Raw genomic sequence first — 19,631 nt, forward strand, 5'->3', positions numbered from 1 at the left:
TAGAACGCATTTAGTCCTCTGAATGCGTTCTACCGCAGGTAGGTCAGCGTGACTCGAGTACCCGCTCCACGAACCGGTGCAGCTTGTCCTCCAGCCGGGAGACGCGTTCTTCGAGCGACAGCGTTTCCGCCGGCTGCGGCACGTCCGACTTCAGCTCGCCGCGGATGTACTGGCTGCACGCCAGATTCGCGCACGCGTAGATGCCGAGCGTGTTGCCCTCGCGCCCGAGCTTCCCGGCGCGGCGGCCGGAGAACAGCGCGATGTCGGACAGCGGATGTGTCGTCGTGCACAGGCCGCACATGTTGCTCAGCAGCACACGGCCCTTCGGCCGCGGCGCGGCGCGCAGGGAAAGCCCGACGGTCTCCCCGCGGTACGGCAGCACGAGATACGCCCGCGCGGCGGCCTTCGGATCGCGCCAGCCGAGGAATTCCCTTTTCTCCCAAGGGATCTCTTCGGGCCGGGCGGGCAGCGTGACCCCCTTGGCCTCGCCTCGGGTGCAGTTCACGAAGGACGCTCTGATCTCGTCCTGGCCCAGCGGTTCCATACCCGCACGGTAACCACCGCGCCCGGGAACTGGCGAACCGTTTTCCGCCGGAGGTCATACGATCACCGGGTGCGCGCGAAGACGATGTCGAGCCGGTTCCGGCTGGTGCTCAGGACCAGTCTCGGCTTCGCCGCGCTCGGCGTCGGATCCAGTGTGTGCGGCGCCGGGGTCGTGGCGTTGCTGCTGCTCCTGCAGGGCCTTCCGAGCGAGGTCGGCGATCGCGGCTGGATCCTCGGCGTCACCGCGGCCGGGATCGTGGCGCTGTCGCTGATCGTCGGCACCGTGTGGACGGCGTGGCTGCAGCGGCGCACGGCGGTCTGGTTCGTCTTCGGCCGCCCGCCGACGAAGGCCGAGGCCGAGCGCGCCCTCCGGCTCCCGGTCGACATGGGGATCGTGAGCGGCACGCTCTGGCTGATCGGCACGATCGTGCTCGGTTCACTCGCGCGAGTGCTCGGGTCCTGGATGGACGCGCTCGGCATGGCGCTGGTCATCGGGCTCGGCGGGCTGACCACGGTCGGCCTCACCTATCTCGCCGCGGAATGGGTCGCCCGGCCGGTGATGACGATCGCGCTCAAGGTGACCCCGCCGAAGGGGACGCTCAAGGTCACCGTGCTGACCAGGGTGGTCGTCACCTGGTCGCTGGCGAGCGGGGTCCCGTTCCTCGGCGTGCTGCTGGTGGCCACGCCGCCGGATCTCGGCCAGGGCGACCACGTCGCGAGCCTGATCATGCTTTCGGTGATCGGGCTGGGCGTCGGCGCGATCGGGACGGGCCTGCTCGCGAAGGCCGTCGCGACCCCGCTGCACCGCCTGCGGATAGCGCTCGACGAGATCGCCCGCGGCAACAAGGAGGTCGTGGTCGAGGTCGACGACTCCAGCGAGATCGGCCTGCTGCAGACGTCGGTCAACGACCTGGCCGCCGGGCTGCGCGAGCAGGAACGGATGCGGGACCTCTTCGGCAGGCACGTCGGGGACGAGGTCGCCCGGCACGCGCTCGAGTACGGCGCCTCCCTTTCGGGTGACGTGCGCGAGGTGACGGCGCTGTTCGTCGACGTCGTCGATTCGACGGCCCTGGCGAGCCGCACCCCGCCCGAAGACCTGGTGAAGATGCTCAACCGGTTCTTCACCAGCGTGGTGCACGCGGTCGGGGCGCGGGGCGGGCTGGTCAACAAGTTCCAGGGCGACGCCGCGCTCTGCGTCTTCGGCGCCCCGACCCGGCTCGCGGACGCGCCGACGGCCGCGCTTTCGGCCGCGCGGGCGATCCGGGACGCGGTCCAGGAGACCGGCGAGCTGGACCTCGGCATCGGGGTCGCGAGCGGCCGGGTCTTCGCCGGTCAGCTGGGCACCAGCAGCCGGTTCGAGTACACCGTCATCGGCGACGCGGTGAACGAGGCCGCGCGCCTGACCGAGTACGCGAAAGCCGCCGACGGCCGGATCCTGGCGAGCGAAGCGGTGCTCAAAGCGGCCTTGGAGAGCGAGCGCTCGCACTGGGAGCCGTACGCGGAACTGGAGCTTCGCGGGCGTCAGGAACCGACACACGCCTGGGCGGCGCTCAGCCCGGAATGACGTCCGGCCAGCGCAGCAGCGTCGAACCCCAGGTCAGCCCGGCCCCGAACGCCCCCATCACGACGCGGTGCCCCGGCTGGAGCGCGCCGTCCTTGGCCGCGTCGGCCAGCGCGATCGGGATGGACGCCGCGCTCGTGTTGCCCACCTTCTCGATGTTCGAGTACATCACGTCCTCCGCGAGCCCGAGCTGCTTCGCGCAGGTCTGCAGGATGCGGATGTTCGCCTGGTGCCCGATGAACCGGTCGATGTCGCCGACCATCCAGCCCGCGGCGCCGACCACCGCGCGCGCCGACTCGGCCATCCGCGCGCAGGCGTGCCGGAAGACGGTCTGGCCCTGCATCACCAGATAGTGGTCACGTGGGTCGTCCGAGCGGCGGTTCTTCGCGCCACCGGCCTCGACCCAGAGCAGTTCGGCGAGTTCGCCTTCGCTGTGCAGGTCGAACGGGCCGAGCGCGCCGAGTTCGTCCGGGTCGCCCGCGCGCAGCAGGACGGCGCCCGCGCCGTCGCCGAAGATCGGCACCGTGCCGCGGTCTTCGGGGTCGACGAGCGAGGTGAAGACGTCGGCGCCGATCACCAGCACCCGCCGCGCGACACCGGCGGCGACCAGCCCGGCGCCGGTGGCGAGCCCGTAGACGAACCCGCTGCACACGGCGTTGACGTCGAAGGCGGCGACACCGTTCAGCCCGAGCTTCGTCGCGACCTGCGGCGCGCTGGCCGGGCACAGCTGGTCGGCGGTCGACGTCGCGAGCACGACCGCGTCCGCCTCGGTCTCCCCCGCCGAGGCCAACGCCCGTCGTCCCGCCTCGACGGCGAGATCCACAGTGGACGTCCCCGGATCGACGACCCGGCGCTCGGCGATGCCGGTCCGGGAGCGGATCCACTCATCGGAGGTGTCGAGCCGCTGGGCGATCTCCTCGTTGCCCACCACGCGCGGAGGCAGCCAAGAGCCGAGACCGGCGAGAACGGCCGCCTGAGATGAGGGCACCAAGAAATCCTTTCGCGGGGGAAATGAGAGGTCTGCCATTCACTTGTAAGCGCTACCATTCAGTAGACCCGTCAGTTGTGTTCCGGGTCACAATTCAAAGAATTCTCACCTTCACCCCTGGCGTGACCGACGCCGCGCGGGGGCGCGATCAAAGAACAGGCGCCGGGGAGAGCGGTCCGGTTAGCCTGACCTGGTGCACACACCCGACCTCGACCGCCTGGACGTCGCCATCCTCGCCTGCCTGCAGTCCGACGCCCGCACGATCGCCGAGCACATCGGGGCGAAGGTGGGCCTGTCGGCGGCGGCCGTGCAGCGGCGGATCAAGCGGCTGCGCGAGGCCGGGGTGATCGAACGCGAGGTCGCGGTGCTGTCGCCGGCGGCGCTCGGGCTGTCGATGACGTTCGTGGTGATGGTCGAGATGGAGCGGGAGAACCTCGCGGTGCTCGACGGGTTCCGCCGCCAGGTGCTCGCGGACGACAACGTCCAGCAGTGCTACTACGTCACCGGCAACGCCGACTTCGTGCTCGTGGTGACCTGCCGGGACATGGCGGATTTCGAGACCTTCACGCGGCGGATGTTCTTCGACAACCCGAACGTGCGGCACTTCACGACGTCGGTGGCGATGGACCGGGTGAAGACCGGGCTGTCCCTGCCACTGGAGCCCTGAGGGTCCAAAAAGGACTCCCTGACCTCGTCACCACGGGTATCGGCCCGAACGCAAGGGGTCTGTGCCCGGCGTTACACCACTATGGACATATGCAGCCGATAGCGTGAACGTCGCGACAGTCGCGTCATCCGGCCCGTGCCCGGCCATCTCCTCCCCGAGACGAAAAGTTCGCGCCGCGCGAACCACGAGAGCACTGAGGAGTGGCCGTGCACACCGACGCAATTCACCAGAGCCAGTTCGTTCTGCTGAACAACAGCAGCACGCCCGTTCTCTCCCGCCTGTCCTTCCACGCCGGCGAACCGTTCGCGGTCACCGTGTCGTTCCGGACCGAGCGTGGCCGGTGGGTCGAGTGGACCTTCGCGCGTGAGCTGCTCGTCACCGGCCTCACCGATCCGGCCGGGCTCGGCGACGTCCGCGTCCGCCCCGACCTCTCCGAGGACGAGGCGATGCTGACGCTCGAAATCGAGTCACCCGACGGTTATGCGTCGTTCGAGCTGGAGCGCGAGGACGTGGAGACGTTCCTCGAGTCCACTTACGACCTGGTCCCGCTCGGGTCCGAGAGCGAGCACTTCGACGTCGAAGCGCTGATCGAGGAGATCAGCAACGTCTGAAAACTTTCCCGCGGCACGAAAACGAAGGGCGGCCCGAGTGCGCTGGAGGCACTCGGTCCGCCCTTCGTCCTGTGTCAGCCCAGTACCAGGGAGGTCCCGGTCGCGGACAACGCCGGCCGGACCGGGAAGAAGTAGGTCACCGAGCTGTTGCCGCCGGACAGCATGCCCTGCGCCTGGTTGCCCGCGATGAACGAGCCGCCGGAGTCGCCGGCCTGCGAGCGGACGTTGGTGGCGGTCATGCCGTACACCGTGCCTTCGGCGTAGCGGACGGTCTGGTTCTTGGCGCCGACGGTGCCGCAGGTCCAGCCGGTGGTCGAGCCCGACTTGCAGACCGAAGCGCCGGTGGCGGCGACGGTCGAGCCGCTCACCCGGGTGCCGTTGTTGATGATGCCGCGCGGCGTCCAGTTGCTGTTGACCCGGACGTGCCCGTAGTCGTTGGTCGGGAAGCTGACGCGGGCGAACGAGCCCATCGCGACGCGGTTCGAGCCGGTCACCGTGCCCGGGCCGCAGTGCCCGGCGGTGAGGAAGCCGCCGTTGACCGAGAAGCCGATCGAGCACCGCGAAGAGCTGTTGATGTAGTAGGCGTCCCCGCCGCGGACGTCGTACTTGAGGGTCGGCACCGAAGTGGTCTCGACCACCGCGACGGCGGCCTTGTCCACCTTGGCCTTCTCCAGGTACGAGTCGACGACGCCGCTCTTGCCCGGCAGGACGTTCACCGTCACCCGGTTGGTCTTGGTGTCCACGCCCCAGCCGGTGATCGCGCCGTCCGCCGCGCGCTCACTCGCGTTCAGTTTGTCCACAGTGGAATCGAGCTGGGCGGCCGAGAAACGGACCAGTTCGGCTTCCGCGCCGCTGGCGAGGACCTGGCCGAGTTTCGCCGCGTCCGTCACGCCGACGCGGAGCTTGCCGGTGGCCTCGTTGTAGCTCGCGCCGCCGAAGCTGCCGGCGAGCGTGGCGGCGAGTGCCTGTTCGAGCGTGCCGGCGGCGGTCTCGCTCTGGATCCGGGCGAGCGCCTGGTCGGCGGTCAGGCCGAGGTCCCGTTGCAGGGCGGGAACCATTCCGGCGTTGAGCAGAGTGTCCGAGGTCGCTGCCGCGGGGGTACCCGTGACGAGCGCGCCGGTGGCCAGTGCTGCCGTGGCGGCCACACCGAGGAGCTTCGTGATCTTCATGCTTCTCCCTCGTCATCACGCACGGCTCCGGTTCGCCATGCGATGGCCCTCCCCTGACGGGTGAGGGTTCTGGACTCCGGGGAAGGCCGCAATCCGGGTCGGCGCGGGATAGGTATACCCATTCTTCGGGAACCGAATCGCCTGCTCCACGGGCGGCCACCTAGAGCAGGCACCCGGACGGACACGTCCGTAAGTAGGGTTTCGAGCGAATACCTTGCGTAGTCGTTTCCACCCCCTGAACGTGGGATGAATCGCCGAATCGGGTTGGTGGCCGACGTTTCGGGTGCCCGGTGATTTTCCAACCGATGATCCGTCAGCCAACCGGTGACTCTGCGTCCCCGAACGGCCTCAGGGGGTGCCCGGGGTGTCCGTGTTGGGTGGTTTACGACCCGGTAGGCAGTGCTTAGGCTCCGCAGGACAACGCACAAGATCGTGTCGGGCTCAGCGGGAACTCCCCACCGAGGAGCGCATGATGTGGCTTGCCACCCCTCGCCCGACCTCGGTTTCGGTCCGCGCCGGATCGACGGCATTAGTGGGCCGCGACGTCGAGGTCTCGGCGATCGTGAAGATCCTGCTGCGCCGTCCCGCCGTCGTGCTGATCGAAGGCGAACCCGGGATGGGCCGCAGCAGGCTGCTCGAAGAGCTGGCCGGACGTCGCGAGTTCGCGTCCGCCCGGGTGCTTTCGGGCGCCTGCCAGCCGATGCGCGAACCGTTCCCGTTCGGGCCGGTGCTCGAAGCGCTGCGCTCGGCGGGCGACCGGCCGCTCGGGCCGCTCAGCCCGGTGGCCGGGGTACTGAGACCCTTGCTGCCCGAACTGGCGGAAAGCCTTCCGCCCCAACCGGAACCGCTCGCCGACCCGTGCGCCGAACGCCACCGCCAGTTCCGCGCCGTCCGTGAACTCCTGATCGCCTGCGGGCCCGCGCTCGTCCTGATCGACGACCTCCAGTGGGCCGACGAAGGCACCCGCGACCTCTTGCGTTTCCTCGCCGCCGCGATGCCCGCCGAGCTGGCCGTCGTCGCGGCCTACCGAACCGGTTCCCCCTCCGCACACGGTGCCGGCATCCCGTTCCGCACCCCGCCGAACGTCCAGACCGCCCGCGTGACGCTGGGCCCCCTCGATCTCGACGCCGTCGGGAAGCTCGCGGAGGAACTGCTGGACCTGCCGAGGGTTTCCGCGCCGTTCACCGCGAAGCTCCACGAAAGCACCGCAGGGATCCCGTTCGTGGTCGAGGAGACCCTGCGGGCGCTGCGGGACGCGGCGGGGCGGCTGCCGATCGGCGAAGTGCTGGGCGACCGGCTGCTGGAAAGCCTCGAAGTCCCGATCTCCCTGCGCGAGGCCATCACCGAACGGCTCGACGCGTTGCCGGAACCCGCCGTCCGGCTCGCCCGCGCGGCGGCGGTGCTCGCCGTCCCCTCCGAACCGGCCGTGATCGGCGAACTCGCCTGCCTCGACGGCGACGCCCTCCGCACCGCCCTCTTGTCCACTTTGGACGGCGGAGTGCTCGGCGAACTCGGCGGCGACCGTTACGGCTTCCGGCATCCCTTGGCCCGCAAGGCCGTTTACGACACGATCAGCGGCCCGGAACGGACTCTGCTGCATTCGCGCGCCATCAAGGTGCTCGCCGAGCAGCCCGCCCCGCCGCTGACCCTGCTGGCGAACCATTCGCGCGCGGCGGGCCGGACCGGGCAATGGCGCCACTACGCCGAAGCCGCCGCCGACGAGGCCATCGCCCACGGCGACACCTCACGCGCCATCGACCTGCTCCAGTCCGTGCTGGCCGAGGCGGGACTCGGCGAGGACGACATCGCGCGGCTGGCCACGAAGCTCAGCCAGGTCGCGCTGCGCGGGTTCCGCCCGGACGTCATCGAGACGCTGGAGCGGATCCTCGAAGACCTCACCGACCTGCGCCCGAGCGTGCGCGGGACGATCCGGCTCAGCCTCGGGATGCTGCTGGTCCGCACGATCGGGCGGCTCGCCCGCGGCCGGGTCGAGGTGGAGAAGGCGATCACCGAACTGGTCGACGAGCCGGAGCTGGCCGCGCGCGGGATCAACCTGCTCGCCCAGCCCATCGACGGGCTGACCCCGTTGTCCTGGCACGAGGTCTGGATGGATCGGGCCCGCGAGGTCTTCGACCGGATCGAAGACCCGGAGCTGCGCCTCGCGCTGCTCGGTGACCGGATCTCCACCCAGGCTCATATCGGCGACGGCTCGGCCTGGACCGAGTTCACCGAACTGGCCGATCAAGGCGGCGGAGTGGCCGAACGGGTCCAGCTGGCCAGGATGTGGTGCAACCTCGCCGACGCGCAGTCCTGGGCCGGACATCTGGCGAGGGCGGAAAAGCTGGTCACGGAAGGGATCCGCCGCGCGTCCGACGCGGGCGCGCTCTACGCCGCCGGGCTCGCGCAAGGCACCAGGGTCCGGCTCGACTGGGTGCGCGGCGACTGGTCCGGGCTCGCGGAGGCCACCGAACAGCTTCGCGACGGCTATCCCGACCTGGGCCCGATCGTCATGGAATGCTCGCTCGTCCTCGGCGGTCTGGCCGCCGTGCGCGGGGAATTCGCCGCCGCGCAACGACATCTGGTCGCGGCGAGCGTGCACGCGCCGGAACACGGGCCCATCCCGGTCGTCCTCTCGGCGGCCGGCGTCCTGATCCGGGTGCTCCTCGCGACGGACGACGTCGACGGGGCGTGCGCGGCGGCCGACAACGCCGTCGCGGCGGCCCGGCGCAAGGGTGTCTGGGTGTGGGCGGCGGCGCTGGTGCCCGCCGCGGCCGAGGCCTACACGCGGGCCGGGCGCTGGTCGGAGGCGGACGCCGTGGTCGAGGAATTCGCCCGCGGCGTGGACGGCAAGGATTCGCCGGTCTCCCGGGTCGCGCTGCTCGCCGGCCGGGCGATCCTGCTCGACGCGCGCGGCAAACATCCCGCCGCGGCAACGGTTTTCGACGAGGCCGCGGCCGGTTACGAAGCGCTGCCGATGCCCTATCAGGCGATCGGTGCCCGCGAGCGTGCGGCGCTGTGCCGTCTGACCGCGGGCCGCCTGACCGGGGGCCGTCTCGACGCGGGCGACCGCAAGGCGATCGAGGAACTCGCGGCGGCCGCGGAGGCCTACGAGCGGCTCGGCGCGACCAGGGACGCCGGCCGCTGCCGCCACCTGCTCCGGGAACACGGCGCGTGGGCACCTTCGCAGCGCGGGCGGCGCGGCTACGGCCAGGAGCTCTCGCCCCGCGAACTGGAGGTCGCGCGCATGCTTTCCGACGGACGCACGAATCGAGAGATAGCGGACGGATTGTTCCTTTCGCCGCGTACGGTCGAACAGCACGTCGCGAAAGTCCTGCGGAAACTGGGTGCCCGTTCGCGGACCGACGTGGCCCGCCGGATGACGACCTACGCCCCCGCGACGGCCGACCGGTAACGCGCCGGTGAACAGGCCGTTATTCCTTTAGGGGCAAGAAAAGTGCCCGATCGGGCATGGTGATCCATTCCATCGGGTTCAGCGGTGTACGTATGGTTCCGTAGGTTCATGCGCTGTGCTAGTTTGTTTTGGCCATTAACAAAGTCGGGGCCCGACCCCGTGAGGGAGTAGCGCAGAAGCATGGCTGAGCGAGCCGATTTCGCGCTGGGGACGGTCGAGGCGACAGTGGTCGGGCGGGCGCTTGGCGTCGATGCCCGCTTGTTTCCCTTGCGCGTCCAGAACACTTCGATCGACCCGGAGCGGTACGCCGCGATCATCCGGAAGGTCTACACCGATCTCGAACAGCGCCGCCTGTCGATCAACGGCGAGCTGAACAAGGCCGTCCGCACCGCGTTCGAGCTGCTCGGGAACCACCGGATCACCGTTTCGATCAACGGTATCGACGGTATCGGCCAGGACATCGCCGTCCTCGCGCTCACCGACGGCAGGCAGGCGCTCGGCATCACGCAGGCCCACGGCGAAGACCTCCTGCAGTTCGCGCTCTTCGACGACGAGGAGCTGGTCGAGGTCCTCTCCGGGGTGCTGCCGCGGATGCGCCCCGCGTCGACCGGCCGCCGCACGCTCGTGCAGAAGGAGGAGCGCGCCGTCTCCGCGATGGCCGCGCGCCGCCAGGCCGAAGCCGAGTTCGACGAGGAAGAGACCGACGCGTTCGGCAACCTCCAGTTCACCGGCGTCGTCCGTGCCCGGCCGGAGGCCCCGGCGCCGCGCAACGACGAGAGCGACGTCGAGGTCCTGGAGAGGGTGCTGTCCGGGACCCGCCTCGGCGGCGGCTACATCATCGTGAGCGGGATCGGCCGCCGCGGCGAACGGCTCCGGTCGACACCGTTGAGCTGGCTCGACACCGAAGACGGCCGGTACCTGATCCGGACCGAGACCGACGAGACCTCCGGCGCCGTGATCGGCCACTACGACCCGGCCAGTCAATCGGGCGTGGCGAACGCGATCCGGGACGCCATCGCGGACATCTACTGACCTTCCTGAATCCGGCGAGAGGACCCTCCGTTGACCGAGGAAGCACAAGAACTGCAGCCGATGATGGCGGCGCGCAAGGTGGCGTTCGCGGGCGCACGGCTGAAGGAGATGGCCAAACAGGGCGGCTTCGCCGTCGACGAGACCACCGGCCAGGAGATGATCCGTTCGCTCCAGGGTGTGATCGACAGCCTCGAAGAGCGCTGGAGCGCGCTGACCAAGCTGCAGAAGTCACCTCCGATGAGCTCCACCGCGACCGCCCGCTGGGTGTCCGAGCACATGCACGGCACCGCGACGGACGCGCAAGGTCTGCTCACCCAGCTCCAGGCCGCTCGCGCCGAGTTCCCGACCTACATCGAGGCGATCGAGCTCGCCCAGCGGAACTACCGGGAACGCGACACGCAGAACCAGCGTGACCTGAAGCGGATCGACACCGAGATCTGAAGGAGAGACCTGTGACCGAATCCGAGGAGAAGACGGCGAAGGTCTCCGACCCGAACTCGCCCGACTACGACAAGCTGGACCCGAACTACGACCCGACGGCCGACTCGTCGTCCGACTACTACGTCGGACCGCTGGCGGACGAGGCCGCCTCCGGCGACGAGATCCGGGCCGGGGCCTCGGCCGGGACGGACCTCCTCTTCAACATCCTCGGCTGGGGTGACAAGGCGCTCGGCGGCATCAAGGACATCTTCACGCAGAAGATGTACGAGGGGCAGCTGGAGAAGGCGCGCGAAGGTCTCGACAAGAACCTGGACATCCGCAAGCCCGGCGAGCCGCCGTCCACGGTCTGGGCGAACGCCACCCACGAGCAGATGCAGACCGCGATCGCGGACAACGCGGATCCGGCAGCGGTGGCCGAGACCTCCGAAGAGTGGATCCGGGCGGGCAACGACCTGGCCTCGCACCAGCGCAACCTGGCGAAGGCGATCAGCGCGAGCACGGCCAACTGGGAGGGCGAGGGCGGCGACGCGGCTCGCGAGCACCTCGCCGGTGTCGGCAAATGGCTCGGCTCGACCGCGAACGGCGCGACGCTGGCCGGGCGGCAGCAGCAGATCCACTCGCAGACGCTCAACGAGACGCAGAAGCAGATGGCGGCGAACCCGCCGGTGGCGTTCAGCGTGCAGGAGGCCAACGCCAACCTGCAAAAGATCACCGACCCGTACGTCTACATGGCGCAGCTCGGTAAGGATCTCAGCACCTTCAAGAAGCAGCAGGACGCGCGGGACCAGGCCGCGAAGGTGATGACCGACTTCGACACCACGGTCGGCTCGGCGATCGCCACCCCGGCGTTCCCCGCCCCGCCGAAGCTGGCGTCGGCGACCAGGCAGCTGCAGGGCACTCCCGCCGGCGGTGGCGCGGGTTCGCCCGCAGGCACGCTTCGCGACCGCATGTCGCCCGAAGGCGCCGACGGGCAGCTCAGCCCGTTCAGCGCGACCTCGGACCGGACGCGCCCGGACGGCCTCGTCGCTTCGATGGACGGGACGCCGCAGGGCGGGGCCGGTGGTCCCGGCGGTGTGTCGCCGTTCAACTCGCCGACCGGCGGACCGGGCGGCGGACCGGGCGGCGGCCCCGGTGGTGGACCGGGCGGAGGTCCTGGCGGAAGTCCCGGTGGCTTCCCCGGCGGCGGTGGTCCCGGTAGTGGCGGCCCGGGCTCCAGCCCGACCATGCCCAACATCAACATCCCCAACGGACCGACCGGCGGCGAGACCTACAAGCCCGCCGCGTCGTCCGGACCCAGCCTCCCGAACATGCCCAAGATCGACGACACCACGCGCACGACGGGCTACACGCCCCCGTCCGTTTCGCCGCCGTCGTTCACCCCGCCGAACATCCCGATCCCCGAAAGCGGCGGACCGCGGCCCGGCGGTGGTCTTCCGTTCACGCCGCCGAACATCCCCCTCCCGAACGGGCCCAACGGGCCCACCAGCGGCGGGCCGAGGCCGGTCATGCCGAACATCCCGCCCATTCCGCGGCCCGGCGGCATCGGCGAACGGCTCACCGGCCCCTCGTTCCCCGACGGCAACTCGTACAAGGGCACGCCGTACAACGCGCCCAAACTCGGCATGCCGAACATCCCCGGCGGTGGCGGCACCGGCGGGACCAGTGGCTTCGGCGGCGGCGGTACCGGTGCGGGTGGCGCGGGCGGCGGCGGTCTCGGTGGCGCCGGACGGGCGTCCGGCTCGCTCGGCATGGGCGGTGCCGTCGGCGCGGGCGCGTTGGACGCCGAAGCGGCCGCGGCCCGTGCGGCGGCCTCCGGCGGCAAGCCCGGTACCCCCGGCGGCATGGGGCCGATGGGCGGGATGGCCCCCGGCGCCGGCAAGGGTCAGGGCCAGGACGACAAGGAGCACAAGGTCGCCGACTACGTCGAATCCGACGACCCGTCCTTCTTCGCGGCCGACGAGGTCGTGGCGCCGCCGGTGATCGGCGACTGGAAGAACAAGGACTGGAAGTGACGGCCTCGTTCGAGGTCGATCCGGACGACCTGACCGCGCACGCGAGCCATCTCGACGGGCTCGTGGACCGGCTGAACACCGCGCACGCCGCGACCGGTTCGGCGATGTCGGCGGACGCGTACGGCCTGCTGTGCGCGTTCCTGCCGCCGATCGTCAACCCGGCGGGCGAACGCGCGGCGGAGACGATCAAGGCGGCCGTGGAAGGGATACAGGCGACGGCCGACAACGTCCGCACCGCCGCCAAGTCCTATGTAGACGGTGACAAGACCAACGCGGAACCGTTCAAAGCGGACTTCTCCGCCTTGGACATCGGAGGAAAGAAGTGACCGGCGCGAACGAGCTCGGCGAGCTCATGCTGGACCCGGACGAGGCCCAGCGCAAAATGGAGCGATGGGCCGCCGGGCTGGAAGAGAAGGCCCAGCGGTACGCGGCCGCACAGGAGCGGACGGAGCAGCTCCGGCTGACCGCGTCCAGCTCCGACGGCGCCGTGAAGATCACCGTCGGGGCGGACGGCGGCGTGACGGACATCGAGTTCGGGAACAAGGCCAGGACGTACCCGCTGGAGGAACTGTCGCGGGCGATCCTGCGGACCATGCACCAGGCGCAGGCCGGGATCGCGGGCCAGGTCGCCGAGGTCATGCAGGAATCGCTCGGCGACGAGGACCAGGAGACCAGGGCGCTGATGATCGGCACCCTGCGCAGCCGCTTCCCCGAGATCGAAGAGGAAGAGCCGCCGCCTCCGCCGCCGCCCGCACCTCCGGCGTCCGCGGCTGACGCTCCGCCTCCGCCGCAGGCACCTCGGGAACGGCGTCACGAAGCGCCGGACGACGAGGAGAACTCGCCCTGGTAGCCCTTCGCGCTCCTTGGACCGTCCAAAAAGGACACTTTCCGAGAGGGAGGCGTCTGTTTTGGGCACTTTGCGCGGTATTGCGTGGGGGTCGTGAGTGGCGATGGTCGTTCTAACCCTCTTTGCCACTCACGACCCCGCGCGAAACCGGACTTACCGGCACAAAGCAGGCGTTCACTGTCCGGAAAGTGACCACTGTGGACACCAACGGCCTCAGGCGGCACAGCGCGGCTCGCCCCTGAAGTCCGTGAAGGCCTCCTTCCCTACCTTGAGGGTAGGCAAGGAGGCCTTCACGGACCTTTGACCAACGGGCCCTTCCCGTCCTCACCACTCACGAGCCGGTCAGGCGGCCGCGAGTGAGACCACGCGGTTCCGCCCGCTGTTCTTCGCCTGGTAGAGCGCGGAGTCCGCGACGTGCAGCAGCCGCTCCAGCACCGTCCCACCCGACGGGTACACCGCCGCGCCGATCGACACCGAAAGCCCTCGCACGACCCGGGGCCCCGACGCGGTCGCGACCTCGACCTCGATCGCCATCACCGCCCGGCGGACCCGCTCGGCCACGGGCAGCACCTCGGTCTCCGTCGCCCCGGGAAGCAGCACGACGAACTCCTCGCCACCGAAGCGTCCGACGGAGTCGTAGTCGCGTACGTGCTCGGAGATCGTCTTCGCGACGACCTTGAGCACGACGTCGCCCGCGAGATGCCCGTAGACGTCGTTGACCTGCTTGAAGTGGTCGAGGTCGAGCATCAGCACGCCGAGTTTGCTCTTCGCCCTCGCCGCCAGCGAAAGCTCCCGTTCGCTCAGCGCGTGCCACGCGTGCGCGTTCAGGACGCCGGTCTTGCCGTCGATGTTCGCCGCGATCTCCAGCTGCCGCACCAGCACGCTGCGGTGCAGCACCAGCACCGGGAGCAGCACGAACGGGACCAGCGCCGGGGTGTGCACGATGCCCAGCGCGGTCGAGGTCCCGAGCACCAGGGTGGTGACCTCCAGCAGGTTGTCGTCGCCGGTGCCGAACAGCGACCGCAGGGAGCGGGCCCCGGTGTGCAGGTACACCGAGAGCGCCACGATGAACGCGTTGACCACGGTGAACACCGCCGCCGCCTCGACGATCTTCAGCGAGCCGGCGAACCCGACGGGCAGTCCGTTCCAGCCGGCGACGATGGCCCCCGCGGCCAGGCAGGAGATCACGATCGCCGCCGCGCAGTACACGACGCGGTAGGCCGGGCGGTGGCTCATCCCCCGCCACACCCGGAACCAAAGATGCAGGTAGATGAGCAAACCGAGGGCGAGCGCGAGCCCGGACGGCAGGACGAGCACCCCCGCGAACGTCCACACCGAAGTCATGTTGATATGCGGCCGGTCGCACAGCGTGCGCCGCAACCGTTCCACCGAACGCGAAAGCTCGGCCTGCAGAACAGCGAGGCCGAGCAGTGATCCAAATCGGACGAATTCCGTAGTGTCGTAGTTCGATCGGAGCAAGGCGATTACGGCGACTGCCGCCGCGAGGCCTTCCACCACAAGAAAAACCGCGGGAACACCGCGTGGTCCGGACCATAATTCCCAGCGTCGGACCCTGGCTCTCAGACGTGTGCCGGCCCCTTCTCCGGCGAGTTCAACTTCCCCCATAATCATCGTCACCGGTCCCCCTTCCGTGCACAATTCAATGTATCCGAGGTAGTACTGAGGGTGGCTCGAGTCATTTCCGGAACACACAGATGGAGCAGTGGGAGGGAGGACCATCATGAACGGTCGCGAGGACTGATCCCACCGATTCAGCCGGTTCGGCTCCCGGCCGGGAGCCACACATCGGGGCCGGTGGCGATGGCGCGTTTCCACGCCATCGCCATCGGTCCCGCCGAGGCGACGGCCACCGTCGCGGCCACCCCGACGGCCACGAACGGACCGGTCAGCTGGGCGAGACCGCCCGCGAGCATGATCCCGATTCCTTGCACGGTCACCAAACTCGTCGAGGTCAGCCCCATCACCTGCGCCCGGACGCCGTCCGGCACCGCGCGGGCCATCAACGCGACCGCCTGCAGGTGGTACGGCGCCGCGAAGGCCCCGCTGAGCCCGATCAGCGCGAGGCAGACGGGCAAGGACGGGCGAAAGAAGAGGAACACCAAAGGAACGACGGATGCGATGGCGAGAATGCCGACGATTCGCGTTTTCCGTCGCGCCGGAACCCATTTAGTGAAGATCCACGAACCTATTACCGAACCGATCGGATCGGCCGCGAGAATAAGACCGACCGCGAAACTGCCCGCCCCGAGCCCGACGGCGAGCGGCGCCGCGAGCCCTTCCGGCGCGATGGCGAACCCGGCGAGCATCTTCAACCCGAAGAGCACCCGGATTCCCTTGCCCTGCCACAGTTCCTTGGCGCCTTCGCCACTGAAAGCCCGCGCCACACGGCTTTTCACCGAAGATTCCGTGGTGGCGGGCCCCCGGCGGCGCACTCCGACGGAGACGAGCAGCGCCGAGACCACAAAGGTCACCGCGTCGATCACCAGTCCCCAGTAGGGCGTCACGAGCCCGATGACCAGTCCGCCGCCGCCGAATCCGGCCAGCTGTGCCGTTTGGATGGTGATCGTCCGGACCGCGAGCCCGGCGACGTATCGGTCTCCCTCGAGGACGTCCGGGAGCAACGCGAGCTGCGCCGCCCGGAACGGACCGCCCGCCATCGTCAGGATCACCAGCAGTCCGGCAAGGACCGGCAGCGGTATCCCCGGAACGGCCATCAGCGCCGCGACCGCCGCGCGCACCAGGTCGCAGACGATCATCACCGTCCGTCGCGAATACCGGTCCGCCAATCCGGCGAACAGGGTGCCGCCGATCAGCGTCGGCAGATACGTCAGGCCGTAGGTGAGCCCGGTCAACCCCGCCGACGCCGTTCTTTCCCAGACCAGCACCGACAACGCGACCCTGGCCAGCTGGTCACCGGCCTGCGAAAGCGCCTCGGCCGCCCACAACGCACGGAACTCGCCGACCGCGAAAGCGGCCTTGAACGCGGTGCCCCGAGCGGAATCCCCCTTCTCCATGAGCCCCTCCCCTTGGCTCACGGTAGTCGATCACTTCCGCAGTGTCAGCGTCCATCCGGCCCACGTCGACCATCAGCGTCCACTGTGGACAGTCAACTTCGCGTGTTCCACGGCGGCCGAAGCGAAGGCGCGGACGACCGGATGCGGCCGGGTTCCGTCGCCGGCGAGTTCCGGCTGGAACAGCGTCGCCAGGAAGAACGGGTGCTCCGGCAGTTCCGCGATCCGCGCGTCGCCATCGGCGTCGAATCCGCTGAAGATCAACCCGTTCGCCGCCAAGGTGTCCAGGTGCCGGGCGTCGAGACCGTACGAACAGTGGTACCGCTCAACGGAACGCTCCGCCCCGAGAACCCGTGCCGCCAGGGTGCCCGGCGTGACATGCACGGCGCCTTCGTGCCCGACGAGCGAACACGCGAGCGGGACGATCAACCGCTCTTCCGCGTCCGGCGCGTTCTCCGCGTGCCCGATTCCGTCGAGCCCGCAGACGTTCCGCGCGAATTCCAGCAGCGCGTGCTGGAAACCGGCGCAGGTGCCGAGGAATGGGATGCCGTTCTCGCGGGCGGCGCGCACGGTCTCGATCGCACCGGATTCGGACCGGTAAGGACTGCCGGGCACCAGCCAGACGGCGTCGAAACCGGTGAGGTCGCCGACGGCGTCCGTCGGGATCCAGTAGGCGTCGAGTTCGAGGCCGTCGCGTTCGGCGAGCCGTTCGAAGAGCATCGGGATGCGGACGTGGGAGCGGACGCCGTCCGAGCGGTCGCCGACCAGGGCGACCCGGGCTGTCTGTGTCATGCGGCCATCCTGACCCGTGAACCGAGTTCAGCGCCAACGATGATCCTTGCTGTGTTCATAAGCGATACTGATGCTCATGGAGACTCATCTGCTCCGCACCTTCGTGGCGGTGGCCCGCGGCGGCTCGTTCTCGCGGGCGGCCCGCGACCTCGGCTACACGCAATCCGCGATCTCCCAGCACATCGCCGGGCTCGAACAGGACCTCGGCACCGCGCTGCTCACCCGGCGGCCGGTCGCCCCGACGCGCGCCGGGGAACGTCTCCTCGAACACGCCGGTCCGCTGCTGACCCGGCTCGACGCCGCCCGCGCGGACCTCGCCCGGCTCACCGCGGCGCCCAGCGGGCGGGTCGTCCTCGGGCTCACCCCGCTGTCGCTCACCGCCGAAGTCGCCGCCGCCGCGCGTCGTGGCACCGAACTGCGCGTCCTGGGCCGCGAAGACGTCCTGACGGAGGTCGCGACCGGCTCACTCGACCTCGGCCTCGTCGACGGGATGACCGCGCCGAGCGATCCGCTCCCGCTGCCGGACGTCGGCCCGCTCACCACCACTGTCGTCGGTGAACGCCCCCTCGCGGTCGCGGTACCCGGCGGTCATCCGATGGCGGGGCGGGCGGTCCGGCTCGCCGAACTCGCCGACGCGGCGTGGATCGACGCGCCGGATACGGCGATTCCGTTGGAACGCTTGAGGAAGTTCGCCTCGACCGACGGATTCCGCGGTCGGCTGCGCTACACCGGGACCGACGTCCGGGGCCTGCTCGGACTGGTCGCGGCCGGTCAGGGACTGGCGCTGCTCCCGGCGGACGTCGTCACCGGCGTGAGCGCGCTTTCCCTGTCCTCACCGCGCGTGGTGCATCGCACCGAACTCGTGCACGGGGATCCCGGCGAGGGCTCGGCACTGGCCGCCACGCTGACGGGTCAGCGGCCGTAGCCGTAACTCACCATTCCCTGCGCCATCTGCATCGCCAGGGAACTCGCCACGACGGGATCCATCATGCTCCGGATGTCCTGCGTGGGCTTGTCGCGCGAGCCGAGGTCGGTGCGCGGCTGCTCCGGCGGCCTGGTCTCGGCGGGCGGGAGGGCGACGACGCGTTCCTTGACGGGCTTCTTCTTCGTCGCGGGCGCTTGCTGTTTCACGGTGACCGGGACGTAAACGGTCACCGGCGCGGCCTGCGGCGCGGGCTGCGCGACCGGCGGCGCCGCCTGCTGGGTCGCGACGGCGGGCAACGGCTGCTCGGGCAGGGCGGTGTCGTCGACGGGCTGGAAGCTGAAGGTGCCGGCGAACCAGCCGATCGCGAGCAGCGCCACCCCCGCTCCGCCGACGAGCCAGGAGCGGGCGCGGCGATGGATGACCACGGCCTTGGGCCGGAGATCCTTGTCCACCACCGGTTCGCAGACCGGGGGCCGGACCGGCATCGGCTCGGGCTCGGGTTCGTTCTCCGGGCTGCGCCGCCGTTTCGGCAGACTCGCCGCGATGATCCCGGTCCGGTCCAGCAACTCCGCCGTCTCGACGGAGAGCGCGGCATCGGTCGGCGTACGGCGCTGGGCGGCGCGCGGCATGGGGACCTCCGGAAGGGGAATCACGAACTTGAGCATTGTGGTGCATTTCCGACGCCGCCGTAAGTAATGCACCCCGATCGAGTTATCCCGAGCCGTCCGGACCACGGAGGGTTACTCCGTTCAGTGGCTTCCGCTTTCTCAGAGATTCCGCATTCCCAAGCGTCCCAACAGGGCGAGCGGCCGCTGGTAAAAGGAGCCGAGCACGCGGGGAATCGCGTCGATGGCATACGCGTCCGGACCGATCAGGATCCGCGCCGTCCCCCGTTCGATACCGCGGACGATGGTCTGCGCGGCCTTCTCCGGCGTCGTCCGCGCGATCTTTTCGAATCCCTCGGCGGCTTTGTCGATGTCCCGCTCGGCGCCGCCCCGCGCGTCACGGGCGATATTCGTCTTGATGCCACCGGGATGTACGCAGCTGACCTTGACCGGATGCCGGGCGATCAGCATTTCCTGCCGCAGCGCCTCGGTGAACCCCCGCACCGCGAATTTCGCGGCGTTGTACGCGCTCTGCGTGGGCACGCCGATGAAGCCGAACACACTCGAAAGGTTGACGATGTGCCCGTCACCCGAAGCGATCACCTGCGGCAGAAACGCTTTCGTACCGTTGACCACGCCGCCGAGATTGATCCCCATCAGCCAGTCGTAGTCGTCCCAGGTCATTTCCTCGACCGTGGCACCGAGCGCGACCCCGGCGTTGTTCACCACGACGTTGGCGCCGCCGAAATCGACGGCGACCTCCTCGGCGTGCGCGAGAACGGCGTCACGGTCGGCGACGTCGAGCTCGTACGCCTTCGCGGTGGCGCCCGCCTTCTCGCACTCCGCGACGGTGCCGGCCGCGCGGACGGCGTCGACGTCGGAGAGCGCCAGCCTGGCGCCCCGCCCGGCGAGCTCGATCGCGAGCGCCTTGCCGATCCCCGAGCCCGCACCCGTGATCACCACGACCTTGTCCGTGAACGACTTCATACCCGCT

The 19,631-nt window shown here is 69.7% G+C and carries 18 protein-coding genes; 10 read left to right on the forward strand and 8 right to left on the reverse strand.

The features are described from left to right. Positions 1-43: 43 nt before the first annotated feature. Positions 44-544: an FBP domain-containing protein gene (locus tag ED92_RS04720; RefSeq protein WP_037333327.1), complete on the reverse strand. Its 501-nt coding sequence runs from the start codon at positions 542-544 to the stop codon at positions 44-46. Positions 545-628: 84 nt separating this feature from the next. Here ED92_RS04720 and ED92_RS04725 point away from each other — a divergent pair, with 84 nt between their 5' ends. After that, a complete protein-coding gene (locus tag ED92_RS04725) occupies positions 629-2,107 on the forward strand; it encodes an adenylate/guanylate cyclase domain-containing protein (RefSeq protein WP_037336012.1) in 1,479 nt (492 codons plus the stop codon). Here ED92_RS04725 and ED92_RS04730 read toward each other — a convergent pair. Further along, positions 2,094-3,092 carry a beta-ketoacyl-ACP synthase III gene (locus ED92_RS04730; protein WP_037333331.1) on the reverse strand — a complete coding sequence of 333 codons (999 nt, stop codon included), beginning with the start codon at positions 3,090-3,092 and terminating at the stop codon, positions 2,094-2,096. The genes ED92_RS04725 and ED92_RS04730 overlap by 14 nt on opposite strands. A 193-nt stretch (positions 3,093-3,285) precedes the next feature. Here ED92_RS04730 and ED92_RS04735 point away from each other — a divergent pair, with 193 nt between their 5' ends. Together ED92_RS04735 and ED92_RS04740 are read left to right on the forward strand one after the other, a co-directional pair. Next, a complete protein-coding gene (locus ED92_RS04735) occupies positions 3,286-3,759 on the forward strand; it encodes an Lrp/AsnC family transcriptional regulator (protein ID WP_037333334.1) in 474 nt (157 codons plus the stop codon). Between the two features lie 206 nt (positions 3,760-3,965). Continuing rightward, a complete protein-coding gene (locus ED92_RS04740) occupies positions 3,966-4,370 on the forward strand; it encodes an SsgA family sporulation/cell division regulator (RefSeq protein WP_016330736.1) in 405 nt (134 codons plus the stop codon). 74 nt (positions 4,371-4,444) lie between these two features. Here the strand turns inward: ED92_RS04740 and ED92_RS04745 are convergent, their stop codons facing one another. Beyond that, entirely contained in the window at positions 4,445-5,539 is a 1,095-nt protein-coding gene (locus ED92_RS04745; RefSeq protein WP_037333337.1) for a S1 family peptidase, read from the reverse strand. A 472-nt stretch (positions 5,540-6,011) separates the two neighbouring features. Here ED92_RS04745 and ED92_RS04750 point away from each other — a divergent pair, with 472 nt between their 5' ends. The 6 genes from ED92_RS04750 (at position 6,012) to ED92_RS04775 (ending at position 13,286) form a co-directional block, all read left to right on the forward strand. Beyond that, on the forward strand, positions 6,012-8,951 hold the full coding sequence (locus ED92_RS04750; protein ID WP_037336019.1) for an AAA family ATPase: 2,940 nt from the start codon (positions 6,012-6,014) through the stop codon (positions 8,949-8,951). Between the two features lie 180 nt (positions 8,952-9,131). Next, a complete protein-coding gene (locus ED92_RS04755) occupies positions 9,132-9,983 on the forward strand; it encodes an ESX secretion-associated protein EspG (RefSeq protein WP_037333340.1) in 852 nt (283 codons plus the stop codon). A gap of 30 nt (positions 9,984-10,013) precedes the next feature. After that, on the forward strand, positions 10,014-10,424 hold the full coding sequence (locus tag ED92_RS04760; RefSeq protein WP_037333344.1) for a hypothetical protein: 411 nt from the start codon (positions 10,014-10,016) through the stop codon (positions 10,422-10,424). 11 nt (positions 10,425-10,435) lie between these two features. Further along, on the forward strand, positions 10,436-12,436 hold the full coding sequence (locus ED92_RS42875; protein ID WP_037333347.1) for a WXG100 family type VII secretion target: 2,001 nt from the start codon (positions 10,436-10,438) through the stop codon (positions 12,434-12,436). After that, positions 12,433-12,762, forward strand: a complete 330-nt coding sequence (locus tag ED92_RS04770) for a type VII secretion target (RefSeq protein ID WP_037333351.1) — start codon at positions 12,433-12,435, stop codon at positions 12,760-12,762. The genes ED92_RS42875 and ED92_RS04770 overlap by 4 nt, the downstream gene beginning before the upstream one ends. Beyond that, complete coding sequence (locus ED92_RS04775; RefSeq protein ID WP_037333353.1) at positions 12,759-13,286, forward strand: YbaB/EbfC family nucleoid-associated protein; 528 nt, start codon at positions 12,759-12,761, stop codon at positions 13,284-13,286. Before ED92_RS04770 ends, ED92_RS04775 begins: the two co-directional genes overlap by 4 nt. Before the next feature lie 339 nt (positions 13,287-13,625). On the opposite strand, the gene ED92_RS04780 is transcribed toward ED92_RS04775, so the two are convergent. From ED92_RS04780 to ED92_RS04790, 3 genes are all read right to left on the reverse strand, one after another. Then, on the reverse strand, positions 13,626-14,762 hold the full coding sequence (locus ED92_RS04780) for a diguanylate cyclase (RefSeq protein WP_235213192.1): 1,137 nt from the start codon (positions 14,760-14,762) through the stop codon (positions 13,626-13,628). A 293-nt stretch (positions 14,763-15,055) separates the two neighbouring features. After that, complete coding sequence (locus ED92_RS04785; protein ID WP_037333358.1) at positions 15,056-16,318, reverse strand: MFS transporter; 1,263 nt, start codon at positions 16,316-16,318, stop codon at positions 15,056-15,058. A gap of 72 nt (positions 16,319-16,390) precedes the next feature. Then, positions 16,391-17,107, reverse strand: coding sequence for a CTP synthase (locus ED92_RS04790; protein WP_037333362.1), 717 nt, complete (start codon positions 17,105-17,107; stop codon positions 16,391-16,393). 76 nt (positions 17,108-17,183) lie between these two features. On the opposite strand from ED92_RS04790, the gene ED92_RS04795 reads away from it, so the two are divergent. Next, a complete protein-coding gene (locus ED92_RS04795) occupies positions 17,184-18,032 on the forward strand; it encodes a LysR family transcriptional regulator (RefSeq protein WP_235213193.1) in 849 nt (282 codons plus the stop codon). Here the strand turns inward: ED92_RS04795 and ED92_RS04800 are convergent. Then, positions 18,020-18,697: a hypothetical protein gene (locus tag ED92_RS04800; protein WP_052120275.1), complete on the reverse strand. Its 678-nt coding sequence runs from the start codon at positions 18,695-18,697 to the stop codon at positions 18,020-18,022. The genes ED92_RS04795 and ED92_RS04800 overlap by 13 nt on opposite strands. A gap of 102 nt (positions 18,698-18,799) precedes the next feature. Further along, entirely contained in the window at positions 18,800-19,624 is an 825-nt protein-coding gene (locus ED92_RS04805) for an SDR family oxidoreductase (protein ID WP_037333367.1), read from the reverse strand. Between the last annotated feature and the right edge of the window lie 7 nt (positions 19,625-19,631).

Origin of the sequence: Amycolatopsis sp. MJM2582 (assembly GCF_000754115.1) — a bacterium.
Lineage (GTDB): Bacteria > Actinomycetota > Actinomycetes > Mycobacteriales > Pseudonocardiaceae > Amycolatopsis > Amycolatopsis japonica.